27 protein-coding genes are annotated in these 24,361 nt (G+C 34.6%); 24 read left to right on the top strand and 3 right to left on the bottom strand.

Features of this window, described 5'->3' with window-relative positions:
• Positions 1-277: glycerol-3-phosphate acyltransferase (locus MV589_RS02355; RefSeq protein ID WP_297431673.1), on the bottom strand; the 277-nt coding region annotated here is incomplete at its 3' end.
• A 121-nt stretch (positions 278-398) separates the two neighbouring features.
• Between MV589_RS02355 and nadA the strand changes: the two genes are divergently transcribed.
• From nadA to MV589_RS02270, 17 genes are all read left to right on the top strand, one after another.
• On the top strand, positions 399-1,397 hold the full coding sequence (nadA, locus tag MV589_RS02350; protein WP_297431671.1) for a quinolinate synthase NadA: 999 nt from the start codon (positions 399-401) through the stop codon (positions 1,395-1,397).
• Entirely contained in the window at positions 1,394-2,209 is an 816-nt protein-coding gene (nadC, locus tag MV589_RS02345; protein WP_297431669.1) for a carboxylating nicotinate-nucleotide diphosphorylase, read from the top strand. Before nadA ends, nadC begins: the two co-directional genes overlap by 4 nt.
• Positions 2,210-2,222: 13 nt before the next feature.
• A complete protein-coding gene (gene flhB, locus MV589_RS02340) occupies positions 2,223-3,278 on the top strand; it encodes a flagellar biosynthesis protein FlhB (protein ID WP_297431668.1) in 1,056 nt (351 codons plus the stop codon).
• Positions 3,279-3,313: 35 nt separating this feature from the next.
• Positions 3,314-5,413 carry a helix-hairpin-helix domain-containing protein gene (locus MV589_RS02335; RefSeq protein WP_297431667.1) on the top strand — a complete coding sequence of 700 codons (2,100 nt, stop codon included), beginning with the start codon at positions 3,314-3,316 and terminating at the stop codon, positions 5,411-5,413.
• Positions 5,414-5,475: 62 nt separating this feature from the next.
• Entirely contained in the window at positions 5,476-6,144 is a 669-nt protein-coding gene (locus tag MV589_RS02330) for a DHH family phosphoesterase (protein ID WP_297431665.1), read from the top strand.
• Positions 6,145-6,147: 3 nt separating this feature from the next.
• Entirely contained in the window at positions 6,148-7,518 is a 1,371-nt protein-coding gene (gene pgp6 / locus MV589_RS02325; RefSeq protein WP_297431663.1) for a peptidoglycan metallopeptidase Pgp6, read from the top strand.
• 9 nt (positions 7,519-7,527) lie between these two features.
• Positions 7,528-8,412, top strand: coding sequence for a UDP-3-O-acyl-N-acetylglucosamine deacetylase (lpxC, locus tag MV589_RS02320; RefSeq protein ID WP_297431661.1), 885 nt, complete (start codon positions 7,528-7,530; stop codon positions 8,410-8,412).
• The gene (locus tag MV589_RS02315; RefSeq protein WP_297431659.1) at positions 8,405-8,866 is read left to right on the top strand and encodes a hypothetical protein; all 462 of its coding nucleotides are present in this window, start codon (positions 8,405-8,407) and stop codon (positions 8,864-8,866) included. Before lpxC ends, MV589_RS02315 begins: the two co-directional genes overlap by 8 nt.
• A gap of 8 nt (positions 8,867-8,874) precedes the next feature.
• A complete protein-coding gene (gene thrB / locus MV589_RS02310; protein ID WP_297431657.1) occupies positions 8,875-9,756 on the top strand; it encodes a homoserine kinase in 882 nt (293 codons plus the stop codon).
• Between the two features lie 29 nt (positions 9,757-9,785).
• Positions 9,786-10,043, top strand: a complete 258-nt coding sequence (locus MV589_RS02305; RefSeq protein WP_297431655.1) for a DUF448 domain-containing protein — start codon at positions 9,786-9,788, stop codon at positions 10,041-10,043.
• Positions 10,033-12,690, top strand: coding sequence for a translation initiation factor IF-2 (infB, locus tag MV589_RS02300; RefSeq protein ID WP_297431653.1), 2,658 nt, complete (start codon positions 10,033-10,035; stop codon positions 12,688-12,690). Before MV589_RS02305 ends, infB begins: the two co-directional genes overlap by 11 nt.
• A 108-nt stretch (positions 12,691-12,798) precedes the next feature.
• Entirely contained in the window at positions 12,799-13,164 is a 366-nt protein-coding gene (gene rbfA / locus MV589_RS02295) for a 30S ribosome-binding factor RbfA (RefSeq protein ID WP_297431651.1), read from the top strand.
• On the top strand, positions 13,164-13,613 hold the full coding sequence (locus MV589_RS02290; protein ID WP_297431649.1) for an LSm family protein: 450 nt from the start codon (positions 13,164-13,166) through the stop codon (positions 13,611-13,613). The genes rbfA and MV589_RS02290 overlap by 1 nt, the downstream gene beginning before the upstream one ends.
• On the top strand, positions 13,607-14,617 hold the full coding sequence (gene ribD / locus MV589_RS02285; protein ID WP_297431647.1) for a bifunctional diaminohydroxyphosphoribosylaminopyrimidine deaminase/5-amino-6-(5-phosphoribosylamino)uracil reductase RibD: 1,011 nt from the start codon (positions 13,607-13,609) through the stop codon (positions 14,615-14,617). Before MV589_RS02290 ends, ribD begins: the two co-directional genes overlap by 7 nt.
• A 4-nt stretch (positions 14,618-14,621) precedes the next feature.
• The gene (gene ubiE / locus MV589_RS02280) at positions 14,622-15,356 is read left to right on the top strand and encodes a bifunctional demethylmenaquinone methyltransferase/2-methoxy-6-polyprenyl-1,4-benzoquinol methylase UbiE (RefSeq protein WP_297431645.1); all 735 of its coding nucleotides are present in this window, start codon (positions 14,622-14,624) and stop codon (positions 15,354-15,356) included.
• 3 nt (positions 15,357-15,359) lie between these two features.
• On the top strand, positions 15,360-16,616 hold the full coding sequence (gene xseA / locus MV589_RS02275; protein WP_297431642.1) for an exodeoxyribonuclease VII large subunit: 1,257 nt from the start codon (positions 15,360-15,362) through the stop codon (positions 16,614-16,616).
• Entirely contained in the window at positions 16,613-17,212 is a 600-nt protein-coding gene (locus tag MV589_RS02270) for an FmdE family protein (RefSeq protein WP_297431639.1), read from the top strand. The genes xseA and MV589_RS02270 overlap by 4 nt, the downstream gene beginning before the upstream one ends.
• Positions 17,213-17,226: 14 nt before the next feature.
• Here MV589_RS02270 and sppA read toward each other — a convergent pair whose 3' ends face one another.
• Both sppA and mqnF read right to left on the bottom strand, forming a co-directional pair.
• Complete coding sequence (sppA, locus tag MV589_RS02265) at positions 17,227-18,096, bottom strand: signal peptide peptidase SppA (RefSeq protein ID WP_297431637.1); 870 nt, start codon at positions 18,094-18,096, stop codon at positions 17,227-17,229.
• Positions 18,097-19,320 carry an aminofutalosine deaminase family hydrolase gene (gene mqnF / locus MV589_RS02260; protein WP_297431635.1) on the bottom strand — a complete coding sequence of 408 codons (1,224 nt, stop codon included), beginning with the start codon at positions 19,318-19,320 and terminating at the stop codon, positions 18,097-18,099. It lies immediately after the preceding gene.
• 170 nt (positions 19,321-19,490) lie between these two features.
• Here mqnF and aroQ point away from each other — a divergent pair, with 170 nt between their 5' ends.
• From aroQ to fliM, 7 genes are all read left to right on the top strand, one after another.
• Entirely contained in the window at positions 19,491-19,967 is a 477-nt protein-coding gene (gene aroQ, locus MV589_RS02255) for a type II 3-dehydroquinate dehydratase (protein ID WP_297431633.1), read from the top strand.
• Positions 19,968-19,987: 20 nt separating this feature from the next.
• On the top strand, positions 19,988-20,476 hold the full coding sequence (gene folK, locus MV589_RS02250; protein WP_297431631.1) for a 2-amino-4-hydroxy-6-hydroxymethyldihydropteridine diphosphokinase: 489 nt from the start codon (positions 19,988-19,990) through the stop codon (positions 20,474-20,476).
• Positions 20,473-21,753: a flagellar biosynthesis GTPase FlhF gene (flhF, locus tag MV589_RS02245; protein ID WP_297431629.1), complete on the top strand. Its 1,281-nt coding sequence runs from the start codon at positions 20,473-20,475 to the stop codon at positions 21,751-21,753. Before folK ends, flhF begins: the two co-directional genes overlap by 4 nt.
• Positions 21,750-22,625 (top strand): P-loop NTPase, encoded by an 876-nt coding sequence (locus MV589_RS02240; RefSeq protein ID WP_297431627.1) that lies wholly within the window; start codon positions 21,750-21,752, stop codon positions 22,623-22,625. Before flhF ends, MV589_RS02240 begins: the two co-directional genes overlap by 4 nt.
• Positions 22,626-22,644: 19 nt before the next feature.
• Positions 22,645-22,980, top strand: a complete 336-nt coding sequence (locus tag MV589_RS02235) for a hypothetical protein (protein WP_297431625.1) — start codon at positions 22,645-22,647, stop codon at positions 22,978-22,980.
• The gene (locus tag MV589_RS02230; RefSeq protein ID WP_297431623.1) at positions 22,977-23,663 is read left to right on the top strand and encodes an RNA polymerase sigma factor FliA; all 687 of its coding nucleotides are present in this window, start codon (positions 22,977-22,979) and stop codon (positions 23,661-23,663) included. Before MV589_RS02235 ends, MV589_RS02230 begins: the two co-directional genes overlap by 4 nt.
• A gap of 1 nt (position 23,664) precedes the next feature.
• Positions 23,665-24,361: flagellar motor switch protein FliM (gene fliM, locus MV589_RS02225; RefSeq protein ID WP_297431621.1), on the top strand; the 697-nt coding region annotated here is incomplete at its 3' end.

Raw genomic sequence — 24,361 nt, 5'->3', positions numbered from 1 at the left:
GAGTTGCTTCGCTTAATCCCACAAAATAGGCAATAGTTAAAACTAAAACACCTTTAAGAGCATCGAGTGCTAAAGTTGCAATGCCTAGTTTTTTTGCTAAAGCTGGGTTTGTCTCTTTGACAACTCTTAGTACATTTGTTGCACCAATACTTTTGCTGCCGCTTGCTTTGACATCAACACCTGCAAATTTTTTAGCAAGAATAAGACCAAAAGGTATTCCTCCAACTAAATAAGCGACTATGAAAAAGAGTGCATTGGGGTTTGTAATAAAATCCATATATTTTCCTATATAATTAATCTTGAAATTTTACATCAAAAATCATTATAGACATATAAAGGGTATTTATTTAAACTCTTTTTTTGATATAATTCTCTCAATAAAATATATAGGATTTTTTTTGAAATATACAAATGAAGAGTTGAAACAAAAAATCTTTGAGTTAAAAGAGCGTTTGAGTGTTACTCTCGTCGCACACTTTTACCAGCGTGATGAAGTCTTTGAGTTGGCAGACATTACAGGTGATTCATTAGAACTAGCAAAAAAAACAATGAATGATGATTCAGAGTTTGTTCTCTTTTGCGGCGTTGCGTTTATGGGACAGAGTGTAAAAGTGCTAAGTCCAAAAAAACGTGTAGTGATGCCAAAATTGGCTTGTTGTGCAATGGCTAGAATGATTGACTCTCTCTATTTTGATGACTCTGTGAAGTTTTTACAAGAGAATGGTATTGCTAAAGAAAATATTTTACCTATTACATATATAAACTCAAATGCAGATGTTAAAGCAAAAGTTGGCGAGATGGGTGGTATGGTATGTACAAGTTCAAATGCCAAGTTTATTATTGAAACAGCACTCAAAGAGGGTAAAAAAATCCTTTTTGTTCCAGATAGATGCTTAGGGCAAAATATTGCCAATCAAATGGGACTTAAGTCCATGGTTATTGGGCAAGAGGGTGACCCAAAAGAGGCAGATATAATTTGTTATGATGGTTTTTGTTCGGTACATCAACTCTTTACGCTTGAAGATATTGCATTTTATCGTAAAAAATTTCCAGGAATTTTGATAGCGACACATCCTGAATGTGACCCTGCCATCTGTGAGGCGAGTGACTTTGTTGGTTCTACTTCACAACTTATCAAGTATATTACAGAGTTACCGGAGGAGCAAAAAGTAGCAGTAGGAACGGAGTTTAATATGGTAAACCGTCTGCGTCCAAAAAATACTTATATATTGAGTTCCACAAAACCAGAGTGTCCTACAATGAACGAGACAACGCTTGAAGATGTTTACCTTACATTAAAAGCCATTGAAGATGGTTCGCCTATTAATGAGATAGAAGTGGATGAGAAGACACAGAAATGGGCAAAAATTGCACTAGAGAGAATGTTAGCATTATGATAGAAAGCTTTGTAAACGCAGCCCTAGCAGAAGATGTTGGTCGTGGTGACTTGTATGCGCTTGTTGAACCAGCTGTTGCATCATCTGCAAAAATTATTGCAAAAAGCAACGGTGTGGTTGCAGGAAGAAAGTATATAGATACTTTAGCTAAATTAGAATCTTTTGAGATAACATGGTTAAAAGATGATGGTGAAACTTTTTTGCTTGGTGATGTGATAGCTACAATTAAGGCAGATTCTCATACTCTTTTGCGTTGTGAGCGTACCATCTTAGATATGCTGCTTCATGCAAGCTCCATTGCTACTCTTACACGAAAATATGTGGACTTGATAGAACCATACAAAGTGAAACTCTTAGATACAAGAAAAACACGCCCAATGCTTAGGATATTTGAAAAATATGCTACGCGCATCGGTGGCGCAGTAAATCACCGTATGGGTTTAGATGACTCTTTGATGATAAAAGATACCCATCTTAAAACTATTGACAATCTCTCCTTCTACATAGAAAAAGCGAGAGCTGTTATTCCTTTTACTGCAAAAATTGAGGTGGAAGCAGATACGCTTTACATTGCACAAGAGGCAATGAAAGCAAATTGTGACATCGTTATGTGCGATAATATGACTCCAGCTCAAGTGAGCGAGGTCACTGCGTTTAGAAATGAATATTATCCACATATTTTGCTTGAAGCGAGTGGAAACATTTCACTTCAGACAATAGTTTCGTATGCTAAAACAGGTGTAGATGCTATAAGCTCAGGATCTATGATACATCAAGCAAATTGGATAGATTTATCAATGAAAATTGATTAAAATATAACTCTTTATGGCTGACGACGCAGAAAAAACAGAAGAACCCACCCCCAAGAAGATAGAAGATGCCCGAAAAGAGGGTAATGTACCAAAATCTCAAGATGCTTCGGGAGTTGTTACTCTTTTTGTAGCGATTTTAGCTGTTTTGATGCTTTTTCCTTTTATGGCAAAGCATATGTTTGCACTCTTTAGCTACTACTTTTCTCTTATTGGCACTCCATTGGATAAACTTCTTATGATTAATATTGCCATTGTAACTATAAAAGAATTTTTATTGATGGTTATGCCTTTAGCAACTGCAGTTGCTATTGCTGGTATTATCGGTGCGGTTGCACAGTTTGGTTTTTTGTTTACTACAAAGTCAATTACTCCTGATTTGAAAAAGATAGACCCCATTAAAGGAATGAAAAATCTTTTTTCTCTTAAAAAACTGCTTGAAGGTGTGAAAGTTACACTCAAATCATTTACAACTTTAGGGGTTGGTTTTATCTTCTTTTTCTACTTTATTATTGAACTGCCGACTGTAGCTCTGTTTGGTCTGCATGACCAGTTGGAATGGCTTAAAGATAAGATGATGATCATTGCGTTTGTGATGCTTTTTATTATATTTGTCTTCGCCATTATAGATATTGTTATTGTGAGAAAACAGTACTTTGATGGATTGAAAATGTCAAAACAAGAGATAAAAGATGAGATGAAAAATATGGAAGGTGACCCTCTCATTAAGTCAAAAATTAGACAGATTCAGATGCAAGCTTCAAGAAAAAGAATGATGGCAGAGGTACCAAACGCAGATGTCGTCATTACAAATCCTACACATTATGCTGTTGCAATAAAGTATGATGAGGAGAAAGCTCATGCTCCTATAGTTTTAGCAAAAGGGGTTGATAATATTGCCATGCAGATTAAAAAAATTGCACGAGAAAATAGTGTACATATAGTACAAAACCCTCCACTTGCTAGAAGTCTCTACAAGGAAGTTGAGGTAGATCAAGCCATTCCAGAAGCCCTCTTTGGAGCAGTTGCCGAAGTGCTTGCTTATGTGTATAAAATGAATAAAGGTAAGTGATACTTTGGATAAAATAAAAAAAAGTGAAATTATAAATGTTAATTAACACCATTGCAAACAAAACAAAGCTCAAAAAAGAGCATATAGTAAATATTTTAAAACTTTTAGATGAAGGTGCGACTATTCCTTTTATTGCTAGGTACAGAAAAGAACTGAGTGGCGGGGCGAGTGATACTGTACTTCGAGAGTTTGAGACTATTTATGCTTCAACTAAAGCTCTTTTGCAAAGAAAAGAGGAGATACTTAGGCTAATAGCAGAGCGTGCAACATTGAGTGATGAACTAAAACATGCCATTGAAAAGGCTCAGACATTAAGAACTTTGGAAGATATTTATAGACCTTACAAAGAGAAAAAATCAACCCGTGCAACAGAGGCTGTAAAAAAGGGGCTTACTCCTTTGGCAAATAGTCTCAGTTGTGCAAAACTCTCTCTTGATGCTTTTAAAAATGAGGCGAAGAAGTTTGTCAAAAATGGAGTAGGTTCTGTGGATGAAGCCATAAAAGGGGCTCAAGATATTTTAGCTGAGAGATATGCAGACAATCCACGAGAGAGAGAAGCTATTAGAAATCAAATGCTTAGATATGGACTTTTGGTAACAAAAGCGACAAAGAACTTTAAAAAAGATGGTCTTTATAAAAATCTTGTTGATGAGTCTCAAAAACTCGCTTACATTCCTTCGCATCGATATCTTGCAATTATGCGTGCAGTAGGTGAAAAAGAGTTGTCTGTAAAAATTAGTGTAGATAGAAAGAGAATCGAAGAGAACATAAAACGATATAAAATGCCTCGTGATGCATCAAGCTCCAAAGAGTTACTTTTTGAAGCTTATAAAGATGGGCTAAAGCGGTTACTATTGCCTTCAATCGAGAGAGAGATACAGAGTGAACTTAAAGAAAAAGCAGATAAAACAGCCATAAATACTTTTGGAAAAAATTTCGCGCAACTTCTTATGACACCACCTGTAAGTAAAAAAGTGCTTTTGGGTGTTGACCCTGCGTTTGTAAGTGGCTGTAAACTAGCTGTGATTGATGAAAATGCAAACTATCTTGATTCGGCTGTTATCTATCCTACAGCACCGAAAAAAGATTATGAAAACTCCAAACGCATTGTACTTGCTCTTGTTAAGAAATATGCCATTGCAGGTGCTGCCATAGGCAATGGTACAGGTTCACAAGAGACACAAGAGTTTTTTGCAACCTTAAATGAAAAAGAGAATGTAAGCATTAATTACACCGTTGTTTCTGAAGCTGGTGCCTCAATTTACTCTGCATCAAAAATTGCACAAGAGGAGTATCCTAATCTTGATGTAACTATTAGAGGGGCTATTTCTATTGCTCAAAGGGTACGCGATCCACTTGCAACATTTGTAAAAATAGATCCAAAATCTTTAGGAATAGGGCAGTATCAACATGATGTAAATCAAAAACTTTTACAAAAAAAGCTTGATGATGTGACGCAAGATATTGTTAACCGTGTAGGTGTTGATATAAACTCAGCGTCTCTCTCTTTGCTTTCTCATGTAGCAGGTATAGGAGAAAAACTTGCAAAAAATATTATTGCTTATAGAGATGAAAATGGAGTTTTTAGAACAAAAAATGAACTCCTAAAGGTAAAAGGTTTAGGTAAAAAAGCTTATGAACAAGCTGCAGGTTTTATCCGAATAAAAGATGCCAAAGATATACTAGACAACAGTGGTATCCATCCTGAGAGTTATTCCGTGGCAAGAAAACTAAAAAACCAAGACTTAGCAAGCATTAATGTAAGTCAAAAAGCAAAAGAGTTAGAAGTGGGAGAAGCAACACTCAAAGATATTATTAAAGAGCTCTTAAAACCAGGCTTTGACCCAAGAGAGGAGTTACCAGCAATACCTTTTAAAAAAGGTCTTTGTGATATTTCTGCATTAGAAGAGGGAAGTATCGTCTCAGGTATTGTAAGAAACATAACAGATTTTGGAGCATTTGTAGATATTGGACTAAAAAATGATGGAATGATTCATATATCAAAAATGAGTGCAAAACGCATTTCACATCCGCTTGAAGTAGTTGTAATAAATCAGTATCTTCCACAACTAGAAGTTATCTCTATTGATCAAGAGAGAGACAAAGTAGGCTTAGGAATGATTTATGATAAATAAATATTGCCTGTATGCTAAAGATTCACTTACTTTGTATATAATTTTAGATAAAAAGTAGAGATTTGCTAGATTTAACGAAAATTGACTCCTCCTTGCATATTGTATTACTATGTGATGCAGACTCTTTTGCTAATGCAAGTGCGATTTATTCATATATACTTACAAAGCATAAAAAAGTTTCTATTGTTTGTGAAACTGCTATTGCTAAAAAGTACTCTTTTTTACCATGGTTTGATAAACTTCGTAAGAAAGTACCCACATCTGCTGATTGTAACATTGTAGTTGATGATGATGTCCTCTCATTATATGGTTTTTTCCAAAAAAGTGGTGTGAGAATCAACAAAAAGATGGCAACAGCACTCTACGGGGCACTTTTAGAAAAATATGATTACTTTACAAGTAGTGAATGCAGTGGCATAGTATTTGCTACTGCATCACAACTTATCGAGTTAAACGCAGCGTATCAAGAGTGTGTAAAATATTTACAATATAATCAGCCTTTGGCATACTTTCGTCTACAGTCAATTCTTTATAAAAATATGCTCTTGACTGAGAATGCTAGAGTGGCTCTTTTGCCTTTTTGCGAAGAAGATTTCAAAGAGAGTGGGGCGTCTATAGATGATGCTTATTTAATAATGAATGATGTCCTAAAAATGGCACATATTCAAGAAGTTCGACTCATTCAAAAAGATGAGAATAATAAAATTTTAAAATCAATTCTAAGGAGATAAAGTTTGAGAAACAGAAATAATAGTTCATCATTTGTGATGCTTTTAATAATGGCATTAATTGTTGGAGGGGCATTGTATGTTTACTTCTCTTCGACATTTGAAAGAAATAAGCCTGTAATAACACTTGAAAATAATAATGGATATTGGAATCTAAAAAGCCCACTAGAGCTAAAAATAAAAGATGATAGTGCAGTGAAAGCATATAAAGTTATTATGAAAAGCAACTCTGGTACAACAACTCTTGTAAATGAGCAGTTACTTATTCCTAAAAAAAATCTTACACTTAGTATAAAGCCACCTCGTGAGGCATATACAATGAAAGATAAAGAGATAACTATTACAGTTCAGGCAGAGGATGTAAGTAAGTGGAATTTTTTAAAGGGTAACAGCGCGGTTGTTGCGTATAAATTTATTATTGATAGAAAAAGACCACAAGTGAATATTATAGATAACTCATATAAAATTTCTCATGGTGGTTCTGCTCTTGTAATCTTTCAAGCGCAAGATGCAAATTTGAAAAATTTATATATTGAAAGTAATGATAAAAAGCATTTTAAAGCAGAACCTTTTTATAAAAAAGGGTACTATATTGCTCTTTTAGCTTGGCCTGTGCAAAGCAATAGTTTTAGAGCAACTATAATTGCAACAGATAAAGCAGGTAATATAACACGCGCGTATGTTCCACTTTATTTAAAAGATAGACAATACAGACTTTCAAAAATTAAACTTTCAGATAGGTTTTTAAAAGGTAAAATTGCTAATTTAGCAGAAGATTTTGAAGAGACTCAAGGTGTTACAGATCCATTAGAACAGTTTAAAATCATTAATGAAAAAGTGCGTGAAAAAGATAATGCTCTTATTCATAAATATACTTCTGTTGTACCTCAAGAGATGATAAGTTCATTTAAAATTCATAAAATGTATCCACTTACTAATGCAGCAGTAGTTGCTCGTTTTGGTGACCATAGAAAGTATTATTATCATGGAAAATATATAAGTCAAGCATATCATTTGGGTATAGATTTAGCAAGCTATGCAATGGCTCCAATAAAAACGCAAAATGGTGGTAAAGTTGTTTTTGCAAGTTACAATGGTATATATGGAAACAATCCTATAATATCTCATGGTTTAGGTCTTTATACAATTTATGGACACTGTTCAAGTCTTAATGTAGCTGTGGGTGATGAAGTCGCTCCAAATACAGTTATAGCAAAAAGTGGTAAGACTGGTTATGCTATGGGAGACCATCTACATTTTGGTGTTTTAGTACAGGGAATAGAAGTTCGTCCGCAAGAGTGGATGGATAAAAGATGGATAAAATTAAATATTAGTGATATAATTAAGAGAGCAAAAAAAATAATTAACGGTCAATAGGGATAGATTATGTATCAAACAACTATAAAAAAGAGTGTCGAATTGGTAGGAATAGGACTTCATAAGGGGTCTCCTGTCAAGCTGCGTTTAGAGCCTTTAGAGTCAAACAGTGGTATTGTTTTTTATAGAAGTGATGTTGATGTCTCTATTCCACTCATTCCAGACAATGTCGTAGATACAAAAATGGCAACCGTAATTGGAAAAGATGGGTATGTGATTTCCACTATTGAGCATCTTCTCTCTGCAATTTATGCTTATGGTATTGATAATTTAAGAGTTATAGTTGATGCTGATGAGGTTCCTGTGATGGATGGAAGTAGTGCAAGTTTTTGTATGATTTTAGATGAAGCTGGCATTCAGCAACTTGATATTCCTAAAAAAATTATGATTATAAAAAAAGATGTTGAAATTAAAGAGGGTGAAAAGTATGTAAAACTTTCACCTTCTCCTGATTTGAATTATGACTTTACTATTAAATTTCCACATCCTGTTATTCAAAAACAAGCTTATGTTTTAAAATTTACAAAAGAGAGTTATAAAAACGAAATAGCTCGTGCAAGAACATTTGGTTTTTTACACGAAGTTCAATATCTGCGTTCAAAAGGGCTTGCTCTTGGTGGTTCTTTGGAAAATGCTGTAGTTTTAGATGAAAAAAAGATACTTAATCCTGAGGGACTGCGTTTTGAAAATGAATTTGTGCGCCATAAAATTTTAGATGCCATTGGTGATATGAGTCTAATAGGAATGAATTTTTTAGGAAACTATGAAGCGATGGCAGGGAGTCATGATTTAAACCATAAGCTTACACTAAAACTACTTGAGAGTAAAGAAAACTATGAAGTAGTAGAACTTGTCGGTGAAAAAACAAAAGAGTTAGAAAAAGCATATGCTTAAAAAAGTAGATATTTTACTTATTGCTTTAAGCTCTCCTATTCAAATTGGGGTTTATGAAAACGCAGTATTGATTGAGACTATAAAGAGTGAAGAAAAAAGTTCAGATGTCTTACCAATAATCTTTAAAGAGTTGATGCAAAAATATCAGCTGCAAAGACTTTACTATGCAAATGGTCCAGGCAGTTTTATGGCTATAAAAGTAGCCTATATTTTTTTAAAATCAATAAGTATTTTAAAAAAAATACCATTATTTGCAACGGATGCTTTTTATTTTAATAAAAATCAGCCAATAAAAGCGATTGGCAAGCTATATTTTGTTAAAATTGCTTCAGAAATAAAAACTCAAAAACTAGAAACAGCTTTTGTAGGTTCGTTTGAACTTCCAAATGAGCTTGATTATAGTGAGTTTACTACAAATACTACGCCCCTTTATATGATAGGTGCAGTAGGATAGGAAAAATATTGACAATAAGTGTACCAGCAACTTCTGCAAACTTAGGGCCAGGTTTTGACACACTTGGTTTGGCAGTTGATTTAAGAAATAGAGTGGAGTTTCATCCTTCAAAATTTTTTAGTGTCTGTATAAAAGGTGAGGGTGAAGATAATCCTAGACTAAAGGGAAATAACCTTTTTATTAGTATTTTTAATGAACACTATACCCGTTTGACAAAGCATAAGCAAAATTTTAAATTTACTTTTTATAATCAAATTCCAATGTCAAGAGGGCTTGGCAGCTCTTCTGCTGTGATTGTTTCTGCTGTTGCTTCTGCGCATGAAGCAGCAAATATTAGAGTCTCTAAACGCAGAATACTTAACCATTCACTCGTTTATGAACCACATCCAGACAATATTACTCCAGCTGTAATGGGTGGATTTAATGTTGCAACGATTGAGAAAAATAAAGTATTTTCACAAAAGAAACATTTGCCAAATTATCTCAAAGCCGTAGTGGTTATACCAAATAAACAGATGAATACTTCAAAATCTCGTTCAGTATTACCAAAATCTTATTCAAAAGAGAATGCAGTTTATAACCTTTCACATAGTGCTTTGACTGTTGCTGCTTTTTTTAATGAAGATTGGGAGATGCTCAAGTTGGCTGCGCAAGATAGATTTCATCAAAAAGCAAGGATGAAAACACTGCCTGAGCTCTTTTCTGTACAAAAAGTAGCGTATGAAAGTGGTGCTTTAATGAGTACACTCTCCGGAAGTGGCTCTACATTTTTTACACTGACCTACGATGAGGATGCAGCTATGATTGCAAATAAAATGAGACAAAAATTTCCTGATTTTGCAGTGAAAATTTTAGATTTAGACAATAATGGGCTAGTGATAGAGCGATAGCCTATCAAATAAAGCAATATTTAGATATAATGGCGAAAAAATTTCATGAACCTATGAGGACTTGTGTTGGGTGTCGGCTTAAAGAGGCACAGCATAAGCTTTTCAGAATAAGATGTGAAGATGGAAATCTTACTGCGTTTAAAGGGACTGGGAGAAGTTTTTATTTATGTAATATTTGTCTAAATGAAGAGAAAAAGCTTGCTAAAGCACTGATGCGTCAATGCAGAAGTTCTCAAAAAGATAAACTTATGAACAAACTAAAGGAGATCATCACTGATGACAGATAAAGTTAGTGTTAAAGAAATTGCAGACGAACTGGGAATTGCTTCTAAAGATGTACTTGCAAAAGTAAAGAGTATGGGTATAGAAGTTAAAGCGGCTCAAAGTAAAGTTACAATGGAAGAAGCGGAGAAGATTGCAAACTATATTATGAATGGTGCTGTAGAAGAGACTCCAAAGCCAAAGATAACTGTTAAAAAACAAGAAAAAGCAACAAGTGATACTCCTAAAGAAACAACTTCGAGTGAAGAAGTAACTTCTGTCGAAGAAGTAAAAACTCAAGAAGCTGAAGTAACTCCGGTTCAAGAGGTTGAAGAGACGAAAGTCGATACAGTAGTTGAAAAAGAGCAAACAGAAAAAGTTGAGATAAAAACAGAAGAGAAAGCAGAAACAGAAGTTGCAAAAGAAGAACCTGTTAAGAAAGCGACTGTTAAAAAATCTACGCTTAAAGTTGTACAGCCTTCAGCAAGACCTGCAATCAAAAGATCTGGTTTAAAAATTGTTAAAAAAAGAAAGCCAAAAGTAGAAGAAAATTATAATCTTCCGCAAAAACAAGCTTCAGTGTCGTCTTATGGTAAGATGAGTGCAGAGGTTCTTGAAGAACTTGCGAAGAAAAAGAAATCTACTACAAGACAAGCAGCAGTAGGTAAAAAAGAGCAGGGCAGAAAGATGGATATCTTTGGTGGCTCTATGAGTGATGTATCTATGGATATGGATGATCAGGTAGTTTTACTTGATTTAAACTCTACAGAACGTGCTCCTCTTGCTCCTGAAGAACCAAGAAAACCAAGAGCACCTAAACCTGCTGGGCGAAATGGAAATAAAAAACAAGCACCACGTGGTAGAAAAGTTTCTCGTGATAAGCGTAAAAAATATACAAAAGAGAAACATGAAGATGAAATTGTAACTCATGTTGAAATTCCTGAAGACATTCGTGTTTATGAATTTGCAGAAAAATTAAAGCGTCCTATGTCTGACATTATTAAAGTCCTTTTTGATCTTGGTATGATGATGACAAAAAATGACTTTCTTGGTGCTGATGAAATTGAAATTCTTTCAGAAGAGTTTGGTGTTGAAGTGACGATTGTTGATCCTAAAGATGCCTTTAATTATGTTGAAGAGACAGTTGAAGAAGATCCTGATGCAGTCGAGAGACCTCCAGTTATTACTATTATGGGACATGTTGACCATGGTAAAACTTCACTTCTTGACTCTATTAGAAAAGCGAAAGTGACTGATGGCGAAGCTGGTGGAATTACACAGCACATTGGGGCTTATACAATTTCTCAAAATGGAAAAGACATTACATTTATAGATACTCCAGGTCACGCTGCATTTGGTGCTATGCGTCAACGTGGTACAGATATTACTGATATTGTTATTATTGTTGTTGCAGCAGATGATGGTGTAAAACCACAAACTTTAGAAGTTATTAAGATTGCTAAAGATTCTGGTGTCCCAATTATTGTTGCACTTAATAAAATGGATAAAGAGACTGCAAATCCAGATTTAGTAAAAGGTCAGATGGCAGAGCAAGGCATTACTCCTATTGATTGGGGTGGAGAGGTTGAATTTGTACCAGTGTCTGCTAAAACAGGAATGGGTATTGATGATCTTCTTGAAAATATTCTTTTAACTGCGGAAGTACTCGAGTTAAAAGCAAATCCAAAAGTTCATGCAAAAGCTGCAGTTGTTGAGTCTTCTCTTGAAAAAGGTCGAGGACCAGTTGCTACTGTAATAGTTCAAAATGGAACGCTTAAAGTTGGCAGTCATGTTGTCTGTGGCGCATCTTATGGTCGTGTTAAAGCACTTATTAATGATAGTGGTAAACAGATAAAAGAGGTTCTTCCTTCACATACAGCAGTTGTTGCAGGACTTAATGAAGTGCCACCAGCTGGTGAGATTTTAATGGAAATGAATAGCGATAAAGAGGCAAAAGAGTATGCTCTTAAACGTAAAGAGTATGAGAGAAATAAAGAACTTTCAAAATCTACTAAATCTTCATTAGAAGATATGACTGCTATGATTGCAGAAGGTAAGCTTAAATCTCTTAAAATTGTACTTAAAACTGATGTTCATGGTTCCCTTGAAGCTATTAAAAGTTCACTTAGTGAGCTTAGAAATGATGAAGTTAAAATTGACATTATCTCTAGCGGCGTAGGTGGAATTACTGAAAATGATGTTGAACTTGTTGGTAACTCAGAAAACTGTGTACTTCTTGGTTTCAATGTTCGTCCAACCGGTTCTGTTAAAGCACTTGCAAAACAGAGAAATGTAGATATTAGAACATACTCTATTATCTACCAATTACTTGATGATATGACTATGATGTTAACAGGTATGATGGCACCGAAATTTACTGAAGAAAATACTGGTCAGGCAGAAGTTAGAGAAGTATTTAAAATTCCTAAAGGTATGGTTGCTGGTTGTATTGTTAATGATGGTAAACTTATTCGTGGTGGAATGGTACGTGTTATTCGTAATGGTGTTGTTACTTACGAGGGTGAACTTACATCACTTAAACGATTTAAAGATGATGTTGAAGAGATTGGCAATGGTTATGAGTGTGGTGTTGTTATTAGTGGATATGATGATGTTATCCCTGGTGATGTACTTGAAACATTCAAAAAAGTCGAACAAAAAATCTCATTATAATACTATAAGATGAGCTAGACTCACTCTTATTATTGAAGGGAGTTACACTCCCTTATACCCTCATGAACTACTAATGTAATTGTTACAGATTAAAAGGATTATTGACAGATGACTGAAGCACAAATTAAGCTTAAAAGAACAGAAGCCCTTTTAGCTGAACTTATTCCAGAAGCACTTACACATTTAAATGATGCAAGATTGCATGAACTTAATGTTATAGAAGTAAAATGTTCGCGTGGAAGAAGTGATGCAAAGGTTTATATTGACCCAAGTACTTTTTCAGATGAAGAGCGTCGTACTTATATGAAACAACTTCGTAAAGCTCGTCCTATTGTTGAAGATTTTTGTCTCAAAGATCAAGGATGGTATAGATGTCCAAAACTTACTTTTGAGTTTGATGAACAGCTAAAAAAATCACAAACATTAGAAGAGTTATTTAAAAAAATATCTACAGATAAAAAAGAGGAAGAGTAATGAGTTTAAATTCAGATATAGAGTCTATTGTAAGGTCGCTTGGACTTGAACTTTATGATACAGCAGTTGTTAGTGAGCATGATGAGACTATTTTTCGTATAAGTGTTATCTCTCCTGAATTTGAAGATGCAAAACGTAAAAGTGTAAATCTTGAAAAATATGTTGAGCTTACACATCTTATTTCTCCTCTTTTAGATGTTACACCTCCTGTATCAAGTGAATACAGACTTGAAGTTGGTAGTCCGGGAATTGAAAGAAAACTGACTACACTTGCACAGTTTAAAAAATCAATAGGTGAAAATGTATCTCTACTTCTTGATGAAAAAGATAAAATAAGAGCAAAATTACTGAAAGTTGAAGGTAATACTCTGTTTTTGGAAAATAGTGATGGAATTAAAGAGATTGATTTTCATGATATTAAAAAAGCTAAAACTTACTTTGAATGGTAATCGATCATAACTTTTATATGCAGCTTGCTCTGGATGAGGCTTGGAAATATCAGGGATTAACCTATCCAAATCCGGCAGTTGGTTGTTGTGTCCTTGGTGAACACAATGAAATTTTAGCTGTTGAAGCACATCATAAAGCTGGTGAGCCTCATGCAGAGGTAAATGCACTAAAGCAGGCTTACTATAAACTTACAAACGACAATTATATACTGGCACTCCAAGATTCAGCAGATATTCACACTCATCTTTTAAGTAATCATAATAATATTTTTCAAAATGCTAAACTCTACTCTACATTAGAACCCTGCTCTCATTATGGAAAAACACCCTCTTGTACAAATCTTATTGCAGAGCTTGGTATTAAAGAGGTTTATATTGGCATAAACGATACAAACAAAAAAGCAGCAAATGGTTCTATGATTCTTTCTATGAATGATTGTATGGTTTATAGTGAGATTTTACAAAAAGAGTCTGCTGCACTACTCCTGCCATTTAATAAAACTTTGGAAAATAGATTTGTTTTTTTTAAATGGGCGCAACGACTTAATGGTACAACCAATGGTGGTGTGATTAGTTCAGAAAAATCAAGAAGAGATGTTCATGCGATGCGTGATGTATCTGATTTACTTGTTATTGGTGGTGGAACGGTTCGAGAAGATAGACCAACACTTGATGCACGTCTTGTGGATGGTAAAGCTCCTGATGTTTTGATACTTTCTCGTTCAAAAGAGTTTGATGAGACTATTCCTCTTTTTCATGTTGCTAATAGAAAAGTCTATATTGAAAATAGTTTGCAAATACTTCAGAACTATAAAAATATTATGATAGAGGGAAGCTCTAAAATGTATGCACTTGTTCGTGATATTGTGGATTATGAACTCTGCTATATAGCACCATCGTTTGGTGGTAGTGAAGTTATAAGTTTTGATACAGAGAAATTTGAATTTTTAAATGTGAATAAAGAGAGTGAAGATATAATTGTATGGATGAAAAAAAGGATATAAATTAATGAGTATTTTAGAGCAAGAGGGTGAACAAAAACAAGAGAAAATAGTCTCAATGTTTGATGATATTGCACCAACTTATGACACTGCAAACCGTGTAATGAGTATGGGTGTAGATATTTCATGGAGAAAAAAAGCGTGTGATTTGGCATTTAATTATTATGGGCAAAACAAACTTGACAGAATAATAGATGTAGCCTGTGGTACAGGTGATATGATGGGATACTGGCAAAAACAGGCACAAAAAGCAAATATTACTATTGATGAACTTATAGGTGTTGATCCGTCAAATGGTATGGTAGATGTTGCACGTCAAAAATTTCCAGATTTTCATTATCACATCTCAAAAGCGACAGATATTCCACTTGAAGACGCTACAGCAGATATACTTAGTATTACTTATGGCATAAGAAATGTTGTTGAGCGTCAAGAAGCTTTTTATGAGTTTAACCGTGCACTTAAACAAAATGGCCTTGTAGTTATTTTGGAATTTATGAAAGATGAGAATAAAACCCTACTCAAAAAATTGCGTGATATATATATGCATAAAATTCTTCCATATGTAGGTGCTGCAATTTCTAAAAATTTGGAAGCCTATACATATCTACCTGATTCTATAGAGAGTTTTGTAACTATTCAGGGTATGCAAAAAGAACTTGAAAAAGCAGGATTTGAAATAGTGCATTCTCAAAGTTTTTCTATGGATATCTCTACATTGATGATTGCTCGTAAAAAGTAACAAATGTTAATGACACTTACTGTTTCTGCCCTTAATGAACAGATAAAGTCTCTTTTAGAAGAGAGTTTTTCTCGTGTTTTAGTTGAGGGTGAACTCTCCCGTATCACCTTTCATAACTCTGGACATATATATTTTACACTAAAAGATAGCTCTTCTTCTTTAAGTGCGGTTATGTTTCGTGGGAATGCTTCAAAGCTAAAGTTTCGTCTTGAAGAGGGTATGAAAGTTGTCATTGATGGTGCTATAACACTCTATAAACCTCGTGGTGCATACCAGATAAACTGTTTTTCTATTGAGCCATCGGGGCAGGGTGCATTGGCAGTTGCTTATGAACAACTCAAATTAAAACTCTCAAATCAAGGCTATTTTGATACTCAAAGAAAAAAGTCACTACCACAATTTCCATCTAAAATTACACTCATTACTTCTGAAACAGGAGCTGCTTTGCAAGATATGTTGCGTGTTGCAAACAGAAGATATAGAGCTTTGGAGATAGATATTTATGATGTATTAGTTCAAGGAGAGAGTGCAGCGTCCAGCATAGCAAATGCCATAAAAATTGCTGATGCCAAAGAGTATGACATCATAGTTATTGGTCGTGGAGGTGGTAGTCTGGAAGACTTATGGGCATTTAATAAAGAGATAGTGGCAGATGCCATTTTTTATGCAAAAACGCCTATAGTCTCCGCAGTTGGACATGAAATAGACTGGATGATTAGTGATTTTGTAGCAGATTTGAGAGCGCCAACGCCAAGTGCTGCTATGGAGATGATTCTTCCCGATACAAATGAACTCTATCTCTCTTTAGACGGACTAACAACGCAGTTTACAGAGCGTTTAAGCAACAAAATAGCTACACGCAAGCAAGCGGTGTTATATCTAAAAAATCTTTATGCACAACACTCAGTAGAGAAACTTCTTGAGCAAAAAAAAGAGGAGATAACTAAACTCAAAAATGATTTCACTCATACCATTGCCTTTAAGCTACAGGGGTATGAAAAAGATATGCTTAGTCTCAAACAAAGATTTCCTCAAGCCATAGATACAACTCTTAATATTGCCCAACATCAACTCTTAAGCTTGAAAAAGATGCTAGAATCTAATAATCCAAAATATAAAAATAAAAAAGGTTTTGCACAAATTGTAAAAGAGTCAAAAGTTGTTGCTTTGTCATCATTGGAAGTTGATGATATATTTGAAGCGCAAAGTGATATGTTTGTTGTGCGTGCAAAAGTTTTACAAAAGGAAAAAATCAAATGAGTTATCCAAAATTTTATGATTCTATAGAAAGTTTCAAAGTAGTTGACCCTATAGCTGCCATTCTTGGTGCTTTTGAAAATGGTGAGTATGAAATATCTTATAAAGATGTAGTAAAATCTGCAGGGCATAGTTGTCCGACCGTCGCTGGTGCTTATCTAATGACAAGTGAGGCTATGAAACTGCTCTATCCAAATGAGCGTTTGATTCGTGGTGATGTAGATGTCTCTTTTGTAGAGGATGTTTCAGATGGTGTTGCTGGTGTTGTCGGGAATGTGATTTCTCATATTACAGGTGCTACTGATAAAAGTGGTTTCAAGGGTTTAGGTGGTAAATTTGCGCGTCACTCTTTGATGCATTTTAATGCTGATATAAATTCATCTGCACGTTTTACACGGGTAAGCAATGGGAAAAGTGTTGATGTTAATTATAATCCAAACAGTGTTCCTGCAGACCCTCAGATGATGCCACTGATGCAAAAAATCCTCTCAGGTGCAGCTTCTGCTGATGAGAAAAAGCTTTTTGGAGAGTTATGGCAAGATAGAGTTAAAAGAGTATTTGAAAATAGTGATAAAGTGATTAGCATTACAGAACTTTAGTTCTGTAACTGCGTTTAGCGGAGTGTAAGCGCTGGAAAGTAGGTATTTAAAACGACTGCACTCGAAGCAGCAAGTTTTTTCATAAGTTTGTCAAATTTGTCTTCTTTATTCCATACTGGGTGTGCTACATGTGCAAGGTTGGCGAGTGCTGTTTTTGCATCATACTCTACGCCTAGAGCATCAATAAGTCCAACTTTTTTCGCTTGTGCTGCTGTGAAAATATGTGCATTGGCGAAAGAATTTCTGTTTTTAATATTTAATCCTCTTGCATCGGCTACATCTTTTGTGAACATATTGTAAGTCCCATCTATAACCTTGTTAAGCTCTGCTATTTCATATTTCTTCCATGGTCTATCTGGTGTTCCTATTTGTTTGTAAAGTCCTGCTTTTACAACTTGTGATTTGATACCGATTTTTTTCATAATACCGCTCAAATCTGCTCCTTCCATAATGACACCAATGCTTCCTACCATACTTCCTGGATTTGCAATTATTTTATTTGCCCAGATACTTGCATAGTAACTTCCACTAGCCATCGTTCCTTTTGCATAGGCTATAACAGGTTTTTTAGCTCTTAAGCGTTTTATTGCCATAGAAATTTCAACAGAAGGAGCAACGGCACCACCTGGTGAATCCACACAAAACAGCACACCTTTTACATTGTTATTTTTAGCTGCTTTGTTTATTTGTGAAACAACCTCAGTTGAATCCATTATAGGACCGCTAAGAGTAATCTTTTCAAGATTACATTGTGAGAGTTTGTCTTCACTTGCTGGAGCAAAAATAAGTATCAAAATCAAGATGAATAGCATCGCCTTGAAATGGTCTTGTATATAGTTAATTGTTCCTGTTATTGGAGAGATGAGTTTTTTTAGAAATTCCATTTATAGTGTTCCTTTTTCAAGTTTACCGTTTATAAAAACTTTTGAAATATTGTAACGGTGTAGTAGTAAATGAATTGCTAATTCATCATTTGGCGTATTGTTAAGGTCAAGTACAAGCATATCTGCATTTTTTCCCTCTTTTATTTCTCCTGCATTGAGTCCAAGTGCATCGGCTGCGTTTATAGTTACTCCTTTGATAAGTTCTTGTGCAAATTTTAGGAGTGGTGCGCTTGAGTGCATAAAAAGCGATATTTTCATCTCTTCAAAGAGATCTAGTTTGTAGTTTGAACTAAGTCCATCTGTTGCAACTATCCATCGGATATCTTTATCATTGAGTGCTTTGATATTGAGTGTTTTATTGCCAAGTAGTCTGTTAGAGATTGGACAGTGGATAATGGTGTGCTTGTTGTGTTTGATAGTTTCAAGTTCTTCCTCGTTTGTCTCAACGGCATGCGTAAGAAGCGTTTCATAGCCCTCAAAATAGCTTAAAAACTCTTTTGAGTCAGTAACAGAGTTCTCTTGTTTAAGTAACTCTGTAAAAAACTTTTTAAAATCTCCACTGCTTGAGTCAAGCCAGTCTCTCTCCGCTTGACTTTCCATAAAGTGTGCTGTGAGTTTTAATTTCTCATTTTTTACAATCTCGAGTGCTTTTTTAACAAGTATTGGATGGACAGAGTATGGTGAATGGATGGCTACCGCAGGGTAAAAGTTCTCTCTTTTTATTGTTTTAGAAGCATCTAAACGGGAGAGAAAATCGGTAAATAGTGCATCTGCCATTGATGCTTGGGAACCTATGAGTTCATTAAAAAAGACGATATTTTGTTTTGCATTTGCACACGCTTCTAAGTCCATTGCATGTGAACTGATAGCACCAAAAGAGGTGATTCCATTTGCAAGCATCATATCTATTGCGTTATCCATACAAGAGAGGTCACATCCGTTGATGAGATTTTCTCTGTTTTCGATTACACTATAGAGCCAGTTGAGAAAATCTCCATAGCTAAGATGGTTTTTGTTCGCAGAAAACTCTATATGCACATGGGCATTAATAAGCCCTGGCATAAGAAGTGAATTTTTTTCTAATTGTATATGCTCTGCTTGAGGAAATTCTTGTTGAAGCTCTTCTAATGGTGCGATTTTTTGTATGGTTTTATCAAACGCAACTGATTGCTCAGTAAGTAAAACATCGGGTGTTAAAATGTAATTTGGAGAAATAATCTGCATATTTTAGTCTTTATATATAAATTTTATATGAGATTATACACTTTTTAATTTTAATAACTTAAGCTAACAAAGATATTAAACAAAAGAAATAGTTAAATTTTAAACTCTTGCAACTTTTTTTAATATAATTTTAGATAAAATAGCTTTCTAAAATTTAAAAAAGGTTCAAAATGAAAATAGTAGTAATTCAAGGTCCAAATCTGAATATGCTTGGTGTTCGTGAGCAAAATATATATGGTCCAATGAAATTAGAGCAAATCCACGCTCAAATGAAGGAAGTTGCAACGCAAAATGGCGTAGAGATTGAATTTTTTCAAAGTAATCTTGAGGGTGAACTTGTAGATAAAATTCAAGAGTGCTATGGTGATGCAGATGGTATCGTTATAAACGCAGCGGCATATACACATACTTCTATTGCTATTCGTGATGCTATCTCAGCTGTTAACCTTCCTGCAATTGAAGTACATATTAGTAATATTAACCGTCGTGAAGAGTTTAGAAAAGAAAATATGATAGCGCCAGTATGTACATCATCTGTTGTTGGATTTGGTCCATTTGGCTACCATTTAGCAATGATGGGAATGTTTCAAATTATGAATGAAATTAAAGCTGCACAAGAAGCTCAAACAGCACAACAACCTGCATAGATAAATGGAGTTTTAGTAAAATGTACATTAAACGCAGTCTATCTAAAGAGTTAGAGATTTACTCTGGAGTGCATTTTCCTTGTACAGATTTTACAAAAACATCCCATAGATATGAAGTTGTAGTGGGTATAGGTGGAAATGTTGGCGATGTCCGTCGTCGATTTGAACACCTTTACTTTTGGATACAAAGAGATAAGAGAGTTGCACTTCTTAAAACTTCGTTGATTTTAAAAAACCCTCCATTTGGTTATGTGGAGCAAGAGGATTTTTTTAACTCAATTATAGTTTTAAAGACATCGATGCAGCCAAAAGAGTTTTTGGCATATTTAATGCGCTTAGAAAAGAAGTTTAGACGAAAACGAAGTTTTGCAAATGCACCAAGGACATTAGATTTGGATATTATATTTTTCGAAAATAGAGTGATAAAAACAGAGAAATTGACCATCCCACATGTACATTGGTCGCAAAGAGAAAGTGTAGTTATACCATTAGCAGGGCTTCATAAATGAAAATATTGACATTTACAGGAAAAACTCCCTCTGAAGCACTTAAAAAAGCAAAAATGGAAATAGGCGATGAGGGAATGCTTATTGAAACCAAAGAGATTCAAAAAAAGGCACTTGGTCGCACTGCTCTTTATGAAATAGTGATAGGTATTGATGAAAAAGATTTGCCATTTTCATATAAAAAGAAGATGCAAAAACCAGTATTTGAAAAAAAAGAGCTGGAAAAAGAGAGTAAAGAAATTTTATTTGATATCTCAAACGCAGCGAGACAAATATCTAAAATTTCAGATGTAACACAAGGTGATGATACACTTTATGAACGTCAAACTAATCAGACTACACTATCCGCAGAGCCTAAAGAGCTTAAAGAGATAAAAAATGAGATAAATAAACTGACAGATAAAGTGAAAATCATTCAAAATATGTTTTGGGATGAAAAATCTCCAGATATTGAGAGCCAGATACCACCTGAATTTGCAGAGATTTATCGTTTGTCCCTACAAAGTGGTATGAATAAAGATCATCTTGATAGTTTAATGCAGGTGACATTAGAGCATATGCCGCTTAAAATGAGAGAGAACTCTACAACTGTAAAACGCTATTTTCAAACAATTTTACGAAAAATGGTTCCCATACGAAAAGAGAGACCATTAAATGTTGGAAGAAAAAAAGTGATTATGCTTGTTGGTCCAACGGGAGTTGGAAAGACAACTTCTATTGCAAAACTTGCTGCAAGGTACTCCTATCTAGTTGATAAAAAATATAAAGTGGGGCTTGTTGTTCTAGATACTTACAGAATTGGCGCACTAGAACAACTGATGCAGTATGCACGAATGATGAAGCTTGGAATTGAGACTGTGGTTGACCCTCCAGAATTTTCAAATGCATTGGACTCTTTGAAATATTGTGACTATATTTTAATCGACACTATGGGTTCAAGTCCTTACGATAAGGGAAAAATTGAGAAGATTTATGAGTGTTTAAATGGTAACCAAACAGATTACAGTGTTGATGTTGTCCTTGTTATGCCAAGTTCTATTAAGTATGAAGATCTGAAAATTACTTATGATAACTTTGAAACGCTTGGTATAGATACTTTAATGTTTACGAAATTGGATGAAACTATGAGTTTTGGAAATATTTTTTCCCTCGCTTACGAAACGAAAAAACCAATAAGTTATTTTTCTGTAGGTCAAGAAGTACCAGAAGATTTGGTTTGTGCGAGTAATGACTTTTTGATAGAATGTTTACTCCATGGATTTAACAGGAGTAAAGCATGATGGGACATCAGGCCGAAAAGCTTGAAGAGCTTGTTGCTTCAAATGCTAAGAAAAAGTCAAAAAAGACACGCTTTATAGCTATTACTAGTGGAAAAGGCGGAGTTGGAAAAAGTACAATTAGCTCAAATTTGGCATATATGCTCTCTCAACAGGGAATAAATGTGGGTATTTTCGATGCAGATATCGGTCTTGCCAATCTTGATGTAATGTTTAATGTTAAAATCAAAAAAAATATTTTGCATGTACTCAAAGGCGAAGCAAAAGTAAGTGATATTCTTATTCCTATTACAAGAAATCTTATTTTAATTCCAGGTGAGAGCGGTGATGAAATACTAAAATACTCTGATATGGCTCTTTTTGAGCGTTTTATGGAAGAAGCACAAGTCCTTGATAAACTTGATGTGATGATTATAGATACAGGTGCAGGAATTGGAGAACATATACAGATGTTTCTAAACGCAGCAGATGATGTTATAGTGGTAACTGTACCCGATCCTGCTGCAATTACAGATGCGTATGCAACCATCAAGACTATTGCAGCATTACGAGATGATGTGAGTGTTATTATGAATCAGGTAAAGGGTGAAAAAGAGGCTGTAGGAGTATTTGAAAAGATAAAGAAAGTTGCAAAGGCAAATATTGGTGGTAATTTGGACTTAAAACTTTTAGGAAAAATTAATGAAGATGTAAAAGTTTCATCTTCTGTTAAACAGCGTTCACTCTTTTGTGCAAGTTATCCATCTTCTGCTGTGACAAAAGATATGCAAAATATTATGAAAAAAATTGCAGCTAAGCTGGAACGTAATGTGCTAGTTACTTCAAATGAGAGTGGACTTTCTGGTCTCTTTAAAAGATTAATTGATCATTTTTAAGGCAATGGTGGGGTAGTTGATGCTTGGAGAAAATTTTGTATATTTCTTTACTGTTCTGGGATTTTTCATAGGTGTTATTTTTGGTATCTTAAAATCTATGGATGCTGACGGATTACTGACATATACTTTTTTAATTACGATATTCTTTTATCTTTTTTCACATATTATTATTGCTCTATACTATCGAACAATAGTTGCCAAGTCATATAATTTCCCAAAAGATATGCATGAAAATGATTTAGATTATTTTGTAAAAGAGATAAATAAGCGTGAAAAGCTTATTGACTCCGCTTGTAAAATAACAGATGTAGTTGCAAAAATGAATTTAGAAGATAGAGCTGGACAAAAATTATGATTGTCAATGCCTATGTTCAAGATTTGAAACATAAAGAAGATGAACTTGCAATTCAGTATCTGCCGGCAGTTAAAGCTATGGCATATCGTTTAAAAGAGCGTCTTCCAAGTTCTATTGATTTTTCAGATTTGTCAGCGATTGGTACTGAAGAGCTTATTAAATTAGCAAGACGTTATGATGAAACACTTAATGACTCCTTTTGGGGATATGCAAAAAAAAGAGTTTATGGAGCCATGCTTGATTATCTTCGTAGTTTAGATATATTGAGCCGTTCGAGTCGCAAACTTGTAAAATCTATTGATTACATTGTTCAAGAACATATGCTCACTCATGATGAAGAACCAAGTGACGAAGAGTTGGCGCAAAGATTAGACGAAAGTGTTGCAAAAGTACATGATGCACGAATTGCTTCTTGTATCTATACTGTTATGCCTCTACATGATCAATTACATGTAGGCGATGAGGGGGCGGCATTAGCTGCTATAGAAAAAGAAGAGTTAGTTAGTGTAATAAAAAAGGTGCTATCAGCCTATAAAGAGAGAGAGCAGATGATAATTCAACTCTATTATTTTGAAGAGTTGACTTTAAAAGAGATAAGTAATATACTTAATATTACTGAGTCGAGAATTTCACAGATACACAAATCGGTTATTCAAAAAATACGAGAGAGTATAGGAGCGTAAAATGGCAGATATACTTTCACAAGAAGAGATTGATGCTCTTTTGGATGTTGTTGAAGATGAAGGAGAAGATGTACTTGAAAGTAGTGAAGATGCACTGCTTCCTCAACGTCAAGTAACTCTTTATGATTTTAAGCGACCAAATAGAGTTTCAAAAGAACAACTGCGTGCTTTTCGTGGTGTTCATGATAAGATGGCAAGAAGTCTAGCTTCGCAAATATCCTCAATAATGCGTTCAATAGTTGAAATACAACTGCACTCTGTTGATCAGATGACCTATGGTGAATTTTTAATGAGTTTACCAAACCCTACAAGTTTCAATGTTTTTTCTCTCAAGCCTCTTGAAGGAAGTGGAATTATAGAGATAAATCCATCTATTGCATTTCCAATGCTTGATAGACTTTTAGGGGGCAAAGGCGAACCTTTTGATGCAACACGAGAATTTTCAGATATTGAGTTAAGTCTTTTTGAAACGATTTTGAGAGTTATGATGAGTACTCTTAAAGAGGCATGGGGACCCGTAATGGAAGTTTATCCCACAATTGAGTCAAAAGAGTCAAGCCCTAACGTTGTACAGATTGTTGCACAAAATGAGATTGTCGTTATGGTTGTAATGGAGATAATAATAGGGCACTCTTCAGGGATGATGAATATTTGTTATCCTGTTATTGCACTAGAACCTATTTTGCCAAAACTTGCTT

Origin of the sequence: Sulfurimonas sp., from assembly GCF_026991475.1 — a bacterium.
Taxonomy (GTDB): Bacteria; Campylobacterota; Campylobacteria; order Campylobacterales; family Sulfurimonadaceae; genus Sulfurimonas.
This window is presented reverse-complemented; position numbering and strand designations above follow the sequence as displayed.

Excerpts from the sequence above, each read along its gene's own strand:
- nadC (WP_297431669.1), top strand. The coding sequence starts at position 1,394 with ATGATAGAAAGCTTTGTAAACGCAGCCCTAGCAGAAGATGTTGGTCGT.
- flhB (WP_297431668.1), top strand. The coding sequence starts at position 2,223 with ATGGCTGACGACGCAGAAAAAACAGAAGAACCCACCCCCAAGAAGATA.
- MV589_RS02335 (WP_297431667.1), top strand. The coding sequence starts at position 3,314 with ATGTTAATTAACACCATTGCAAACAAAACAAAGCTCAAAAAAGAGCAT.
- lpxC (WP_297431661.1), top strand. The coding sequence starts at position 7,528 with ATGTATCAAACAACTATAAAAAAGAGTGTCGAATTGGTAGGAATAGGA.
- MV589_RS02315 (WP_297431659.1), top strand. The coding sequence starts at position 8,405 with ATGCTTAAAAAAGTAGATATTTTACTTATTGCTTTAAGCTCTCCTATT.
- MV589_RS02305 (WP_297431655.1), top strand. The coding sequence starts at position 9,786 with ATGGCGAAAAAATTTCATGAACCTATGAGGACTTGTGTTGGGTGTCGG.
- infB (WP_297431653.1), top strand. The coding sequence starts at position 10,033 with ATGACAGATAAAGTTAGTGTTAAAGAAATTGCAGACGAACTGGGAATT.
- rbfA (WP_297431651.1), top strand. The coding sequence starts at position 12,799 with ATGACTGAAGCACAAATTAAGCTTAAAAGAACAGAAGCCCTTTTAGCT.
- MV589_RS02290 (WP_297431649.1), top strand. The coding sequence starts at position 13,164 with ATGAGTTTAAATTCAGATATAGAGTCTATTGTAAGGTCGCTTGGACTT.
- ribD (WP_297431647.1), top strand. The coding sequence starts at position 13,607 with ATGGTAATCGATCATAACTTTTATATGCAGCTTGCTCTGGATGAGGCT.
- ubiE (WP_297431645.1), top strand. The coding sequence starts at position 14,622 with ATGAGTATTTTAGAGCAAGAGGGTGAACAAAAACAAGAGAAAATAGTC.
- xseA (WP_297431642.1), top strand. The coding sequence starts at position 15,360 with ATGTTAATGACACTTACTGTTTCTGCCCTTAATGAACAGATAAAGTCT.
- MV589_RS02270 (WP_297431639.1), top strand. The coding sequence starts at position 16,613 with ATGAGTTATCCAAAATTTTATGATTCTATAGAAAGTTTCAAAGTAGTT.
- sppA (WP_297431637.1), bottom strand. The coding sequence starts at position 18,096 with ATGGAATTTCTAAAAAAACTCATCTCTCCAATAACAGGAACAATTAAC.
- mqnF (WP_297431635.1), bottom strand. The coding sequence starts at position 19,320 with ATGCAGATTATTTCTCCAAATTACATTTTAACACCCGATGTTTTACTT.
- aroQ (WP_297431633.1), top strand. The coding sequence starts at position 19,491 with ATGAAAATAGTAGTAATTCAAGGTCCAAATCTGAATATGCTTGGTGTT.
- folK (WP_297431631.1), top strand. The coding sequence starts at position 19,988 with ATGTACATTAAACGCAGTCTATCTAAAGAGTTAGAGATTTACTCTGGA.
- flhF (WP_297431629.1), top strand. The coding sequence starts at position 20,473 with ATGAAAATATTGACATTTACAGGAAAAACTCCCTCTGAAGCACTTAAA.
- MV589_RS02240 (WP_297431627.1), top strand. The coding sequence starts at position 21,750 with ATGATGGGACATCAGGCCGAAAAGCTTGAAGAGCTTGTTGCTTCAAAT.
- MV589_RS02235 (WP_297431625.1), top strand. The coding sequence starts at position 22,645 with ATGCTTGGAGAAAATTTTGTATATTTCTTTACTGTTCTGGGATTTTTC.
- MV589_RS02230 (WP_297431623.1), top strand. The coding sequence starts at position 22,977 with ATGATTGTCAATGCCTATGTTCAAGATTTGAAACATAAAGAAGATGAA.